The organism is Planktosalinus sp., assembly GCF_059864935.1.
This window is the reverse complement of record NZ_JCBCCK010000416.1, coordinates 1-5,847: the sequence shown is the minus strand read 5'-3', so window position 1 is coordinate 5,847 and position 5,847 is coordinate 1. Positions and strand designations below refer to the sequence as shown.

General features: G+C 40.0%; 5 protein-coding genes. 3 read left to right on the top strand and 2 right to left on the bottom strand.

The genetic code is table 11. The features are described 5' to 3' along the window. On the top strand, positions 1 to 344 hold a 344-nt coding region (locus tag AC6F75_RS12575; protein ID WP_500715415.1), incomplete at its 5' end, for a glutamine amidotransferase-related protein. Positions 345 to 347: 3 nt separating this feature from the next. Here AC6F75_RS12575 and AC6F75_RS12570 read toward each other — a convergent pair. Next, positions 348 to 716 carry a S4 domain-containing protein gene (locus tag AC6F75_RS12570; protein ID WP_500715414.1) on the bottom strand — a complete coding sequence of 123 codons (369 nt, stop codon included), beginning with the start codon at positions 714 to 716 and terminating at the stop codon, positions 348 to 350. A gap of 80 nt (positions 717 to 796) precedes the next feature. Here AC6F75_RS12570 and AC6F75_RS12565 point away from each other — a divergent pair, with 80 nt between their 5' ends. Beyond that, positions 797 to 1,705 carry an FKBP-type peptidyl-prolyl cis-trans isomerase gene (locus AC6F75_RS12565; RefSeq protein ID WP_500715412.1) on the top strand — a complete coding sequence of 303 codons (909 nt, stop codon included), beginning with the start codon at positions 797 to 799 and terminating at the stop codon, positions 1,703 to 1,705. A gap of 47 nt (positions 1,706 to 1,752) precedes the next feature. Here AC6F75_RS12565 and AC6F75_RS12560 read toward each other — a convergent pair whose 3' ends face one another. Next, positions 1,753 to 3,669 (bottom strand): M1 family aminopeptidase, encoded by a 1,917-nt coding sequence (locus AC6F75_RS12560; protein ID WP_500715410.1) that lies wholly within the window; start codon positions 3,667 to 3,669, stop codon positions 1,753 to 1,755. A 585-nt stretch (positions 3,670 to 4,254) separates the two neighbouring features. Here AC6F75_RS12560 and guaB point away from each other — a divergent pair. Then, entirely contained in the window at positions 4,255 to 5,730 is a 1,476-nt protein-coding gene (gene guaB, locus AC6F75_RS12555; RefSeq protein ID WP_500715409.1) for an IMP dehydrogenase, read from the top strand. The last annotated feature ends 117 nt before the right edge of the window (positions 5,731 to 5,847 follow it).

Here is a 5,847-nt window from a genome sequence, read left to right as displayed (position 1 = left end):
CCATTTTAGGCGTTTGCCTGGGTCATCAAGCCATAGTTGAACATTTTGGCGGAAAATTGAAAAACATGGTGTATCCTTTACATGGAGTTTCAACTACAGTAAAAATTACTTCGGAAGATTACCTTTATAATGATATGCCGGATTCGTTTGAAATAGGGCATTACCATTCCTGGGTGGCGGAACATCCATTGCCTGAAATGTTACAAGCAACTTCAGAAGATGAATTTGGAAATATTATGAGTTTTAAACACAAAACTTTGGATGTAAGGGGTGTCCAATTCCATCCGGAATCGGTACTCACACCTGTGGGTAGAAAAATCCTTGAAAACTGGTTAAGGAATTAAAATTTAATCTTCTTCTGTAAAATCATCCAACTCACGGCGGTCTTTTTTGGTGGGGCGACCGGTGCCTTTTTTGCGGTAATAGTCTTTAGAATATTTGAGGAGTTCCAGCTTTTCAAGATTTTCTTTTGGGGTAATATCTTTTCTGTAAATATCCACAAGTTTGGCTCCCAGTCTGGACTCGGGAATGTCGAGGACTTCGATTAAATAATCCACCTGATCTTTGCGAACCTGTATTTGATCACCGGGATATACTTCCCTGGAAGGCTTGATATTGTCACCTTTTATTTTTACTTTTCCGGTTCTACAAGCAGTAGTGGCAATGCTTCTGGTTTTGTAATAACGGATACACCATAAATATTTATCCACTCTCATACTACAAGCTTTTAATTTTAGTTAATGCTTTAGGCAAAAATAAGAGTTTATTGTATCTTGCACCACCAAATTTAAACAGAATGAAATTTATTTATAAAGAAGTATTTTTACTTTTTATTGTTGGTTTAATCACAGTTTCCTGCAAGAACGATGATGATATTCCCAGGATCCCACCAAGGGATAGAGCAGTAGAAGCACTAGATGCTAAAGCAGAAATTGAAGCTTTCCTTCAAACACATTTTTACAATTATGAAGATTTTCAAAATCCCCCTGCTGGATTTGATTATAAAATCGTTTTTGACAGTTTGGTTGGTGCAAATGCCGATAAGATTCCGTTGATTGATATGGTGCAGTCTAAGCAGGTATTTGACAGGTCAGAGCCGGAAGTTATTTACACTCTGTATTACCTGAATGCCATACAGGGTGAGGGGGTGTCTCCCATCTTTGCCGATGAGGTTTTAGTTTCTTTAAAAGGGCAGTTTTTAAATTTAAATGCTTTTGACGCATCTGATGCGCCGGTGAAGTTTGACTTGACTCAAGTAGTTGCCGGTTTTATGGAAGGAATTGTTGAATTAAATGCCGCTACTTCTTTTGTAGAAAATCCTGATGGCACTATTTCTTTTCAAAATTTTGGTGTTGGAGCAGTTTTTGTTCCTTCTGGAATTGGTTATTGGCTGAATTCTCCTTCGGGAATACCTGTTTATTCTCAGTTGATTTTCACCTACAAATTATATGATGTTACACAAGAAGTGGATCATGACAACGATGGTATTCCATCTTTTATGGAAGATTTAAATGATAATGGATACTTAATTGATGATGATACAGATGGAGATGGTGTTCCAAACTTTCTTGATGCTGATGATGACGGAGACGGTGTTTTAACCCGTGACGAAATCATCATACACCCTGACGGGACTCTTGAATTTCCCGACTCAAACGGAAATGGAACTCCCGACTATCTCGACCCGACTTATCCAAATAACTAATACATAAAATCCCCTGTGAGAACAGGGGATTTTTTAGTTTAAATAACCTATTGTTTTTCCCAAACGTTGTTTAAAAGGTCTATGTCTGCCACAATCTGATCAGGGTCAATTTCAATTCGCTCCAGTTTTTTATCAGTTTCCAATAGATAGATCCATCGGTTGCCTCTTTGCCAGATTTCAACGGGCAGTTCTTTACGTTCCTTGGTGCCGTCTTCATAAGTAACTTCAAATTTTAATGGAAAGGGGAAGCCTTTGTTTATAAAAGTCAGCAGGTAGTCACTTCCAACTGTAGTTACATTCTCAATGGCAAGATCGATATTGTCATTGGTGTAAAACCAGTGTTTCCAAAACCAGTTGAGGTCCTCACCGGACACATTTTCGATATGATTGAACAAGTCGTTTGGCTGCGGATGTTTGAATGCCCAGGCTTTTACATAGGACTTGAGTGCATTATCAAATCGTTCGGGGCCTAAGATGTATTCCCTTAACATAATTAATCCATACCCGGGTTTCCAGTATGCTGTCATCCCCAAATTATTGCTTTGAGTTACGTCAGGATGTGTTGCTATGGGTTCCCTGTTAGGGTTTCTGAGCCAATTTGACAAAAAATCACGTGACAATCTGGGGCTGTATTCCCCATTGTTAAATGCTTTGGTACTGTAGTAATTGATAAAAGTGGTCATGCCCTCGTCCATCCACGCATATTTTTTTTCATTGGTACCCACTATCATCGGAAACCACATATGTCCAAATTCGTGATCGGTCACTCCCCATAGTCGTTGTCCTTTACTCTTGCTACTGCAAAATGACAGACCGGGATATTCCATACCGCCTACGTTTGAAGCAACATTTACCGCAGCCGGATAAGGGTAGGGATATACATTTTCAGAATAATATTCAATTGAAAACTTGGTATACTCTGTAGAGCGTTCCCAGGCATTGTCTCCATAACTTTCAATGGGATAAACTGATTGAGCTATGGCTTTTTTTCCATCAGGCAGGTTGATTCTTGCGGCATCCCAAATAAAGGCTTTTGAACTTGCAAAAGCAACATCACGGGCGTTTTCCATTTTAAAATGCCAGGTGACTTTTCCGCTTTGTTTGGGGCGCGTAATGCGGGTGTTGCCCACTTCTTCCGGTTTGATGATAAAAACGGTATTATCACTGGCTTCAGCTTCACGCATTCTTTTCATCAATTGTGCAGTTAATACTTCTCTTTCGTTTTGTAAAGCCCCTGAACCCACTACGATATGGTCATAGGGCACGGTAACTTTGTAATCAAAATCGCCATAGCCCAGATAAAACTCTCCGGCACCCAAATAAGGTTCTGTGTTCCAGCCTTTAATATCATCAAAAACTGCCACTCTTGGATACCATTGTGCCATGGAATATATTGTGCCTTTTTCAACATCGAGACGGCCCATTCTGTCCAGGCCTTTACCGGGAATTTTGTAGCTAAAATTCATTGTTATTTCTCCTTTTCCACCTTTGGGTGCAATAGGTTCATCAAAAAACACTTGCATTCTCGTGTCTGTGATAAGATAACGGTTTGATTTCGATTTTCCGGTTTCTGAAGAGACATTAGTAATGTCATATCCTCCATCAAGATCGCCATCAAACCTATAGCCTTGAATGGGTGTGGTGAGTGCCCCTCGGGAATCCGTTGTAAAGCGGTTTTGTTCCAAATGTATCCAAACAAAATTCAAGGGCTCCGGACTGTTGTTGTGATATGTGATTTGTACCTTACCGGTGATATTGTTTTTTTGTTCATCCAATTCAACCTCCAAAACATAATCTGCTCCATTTTGCCAGTAATCCTGGCCTGGATTACCGGAGGCAGTGCGGTAAGTATTGACTTTACGGTCAGTAAAATCATTAAATTTTTCGTGGTTGTTGTTAAAAGGTGTTTGTGCCTGAAGTGTTGTTGCCAAACAAATAAGAAAGAGCGTAAATTTTTTAATCATCTTTTAATTTTTAGAATCGCTAATTTAATTAAACAAGCCACACCACCAAAAACATTAACTTTTTTTTGAAAAAAGCCGTAATTCTCTTGTCTATTTAATATATCTAAGTTGTTGAATTTTTGACTTAAAAACGTGAGCTCGATTTAAGTTTTTATCTGTGGAAATCCGCTTAATCCGTCCCGATAGCTATCGGAATCAGCGTGCTATCTTGTCCCAATAGATGAAAAATAGCACGCAGATAACGCTGATTTGACGGACAATCGCTGATCTATCAGTTATTACTTCAAAATATAGCTTTTGCTGTATGTTCAAAAAAATTATAAGCAGCCCAAAGAGTTGGTTTGCTTTCTTATATCGAACTCACGTTAAAAGGAAAGTGGAAAGCTTTTACTGAATGTAGATCAAAAGCAACTCATGGGCTATTCCGGTGTAAACCTAAGTCATTGTGCTTCATCTGCCTCTTTGAGTGTTATGAAAGGTGAAGGAAAAACAGCCATAAAGAAGTTAATTAAAAAGATAATGGTTCACTGTTATTTATTGAACAATAAAAAGTAGTATATTTGCACGCAATTAAATCCAATTGCAATGACTGCTCATCTCGATAAAATCATAGGCGAAGGACTCACTTATGATGACGTACTTCTAATTCCGGCTTATTCAGAAGTTTTACCACGCGAAGTATCAATTAAAACTAAATTCACCCGTAACATAACCATAAACGTGCCCATCATTTCGGCAGCTATGGATACGGTTACCGAGAGTGCTATGGCCATTGCCATTGCACGTGAAGGAGGAGTTGGGGTACTTCACAAGAACATGACCATTGAACAGCAGGCCGGCGAGGTGAGAAAAGTAAAGCGCGCTGAGAGTGGGATGATACTCGATCCGGTTACACTACCAACTACCGCAGTTGTAGGCGACGCAAAAAACGTGATGCGTGAATACAGTATAGGCGGAATTCCCATAACCGATAAAAACGGAAAACTTATCGGTATAGTAACCAATCGTGACCTCAGGTTTGAAAAGGACAACAAGCGTCCCATCAGAGAAGTCATGACTTCAGACAAACTCGTTACAGTTTCAGAAGGCACTTCATTAGAACAAGCTGAAATCATTCTCCAAAAGCATAAAATTGAAAAACTCCCTGTTGTTAAAGACGACAACACTTTAGTTGGTTTAATCACTTTCAGGGACATTACCAAGCTTTCTCAAAAACCCATAGCCAACAAAGATCAGTTTGGTCGGCTGAGAGTAGCGGCTGCACTGGGTGTTACTCCGGATGTCTTAGAGCGCACAACTGCACTTGTAAATGCCGGTGTGGATGCGGTTATTATTGACACTGCACATGGCCATACCAAAGGTGTGATAGATGTGTTGAAAAAAGTCAAAGCTGAATATCCAAACCTGGATGTAGTGGTAGGTAATATTGCAACTGCCGAAGCAGCAAAATATCTTGTTGAAGCAGGAGCAGATGCTGTAAAGGTGGGAATTGGCCCCGGGTCAATTTGCACTACACGTGTGGTTGCAGGAGTGGGAGCTCCACAATTTTCAGCAGTTCTTGAAGTAGCTGCGGCCATAAAAGGTAGTGGTGTGCCGGTGATTGCTGATGGCGGAGTAAGATACACAGGCGATATTCCTAAAGCAATAGCTGCAGGAGCAGATTCTGTTATGCTTGGCTCATTGCTGGCCGGTACCAAAGAAAGCCCCGGCGAAACCATCATTTATGAAGGAAGAAAATTTAAGTCCTACAGGGGCATGGGGTCAGTAGAAGCTATGCAACATGGCTCAAAAGACCGTTATTTTCAGGATGTGGAAGACGATATTAAAAAACTTGTCCCTGAGGGAATCGTGGGGAGAGTGCCTTATAAAGGTGATTTGTCGGAAAGCATGACCCAGTTTATCGGTGGACTTAGGGCCGGAATGGGGTATTGTGGAGCTAAAGACATCGAAACCCTTAAAACTACCGGAAGATTTATTAGAATTACAACTTCAGGTATCAATGAAAGCCACCCGCATGATGTTTATATCACAAAAGAATCGCCTAATTATTCAAGAAAATAGGGAAAAGTTTTGTGTTTTCATTTAAATAAGTGTTTTTAAAAACTACTTTCTTGGGTGGTACTTCAACAGCACATCACTCAGGTATTTTCTGTCTACGTGCATATAAATTTCGGTAGT

What these genes read in the sequence shown, in the direction of transcription:
- AC6F75_RS12570 (WP_500715414.1), bottom strand. Translation starts at nt 716, where the DNA reads ATGAGAGTGGATAAATATTTATGGTGTATCCGTTATTACAAAACCAGA.
- AC6F75_RS12565 (WP_500715412.1), top strand. Translation starts at nt 797, where the DNA reads ATGAAATTTATTTATAAAGAAGTATTTTTACTTTTTATTGTTGGTTTA.
- AC6F75_RS12560 (WP_500715410.1), bottom strand. Translation starts at nt 3,669, where the DNA reads ATGATTAAAAAATTTACGCTCTTTCTTATTTGTTTGGCAACAACACTT.
- guaB (WP_500715409.1), top strand. Translation starts at nt 4,255, where the DNA reads ATGACTGCTCATCTCGATAAAATCATAGGCGAAGGACTCACTTATGAT.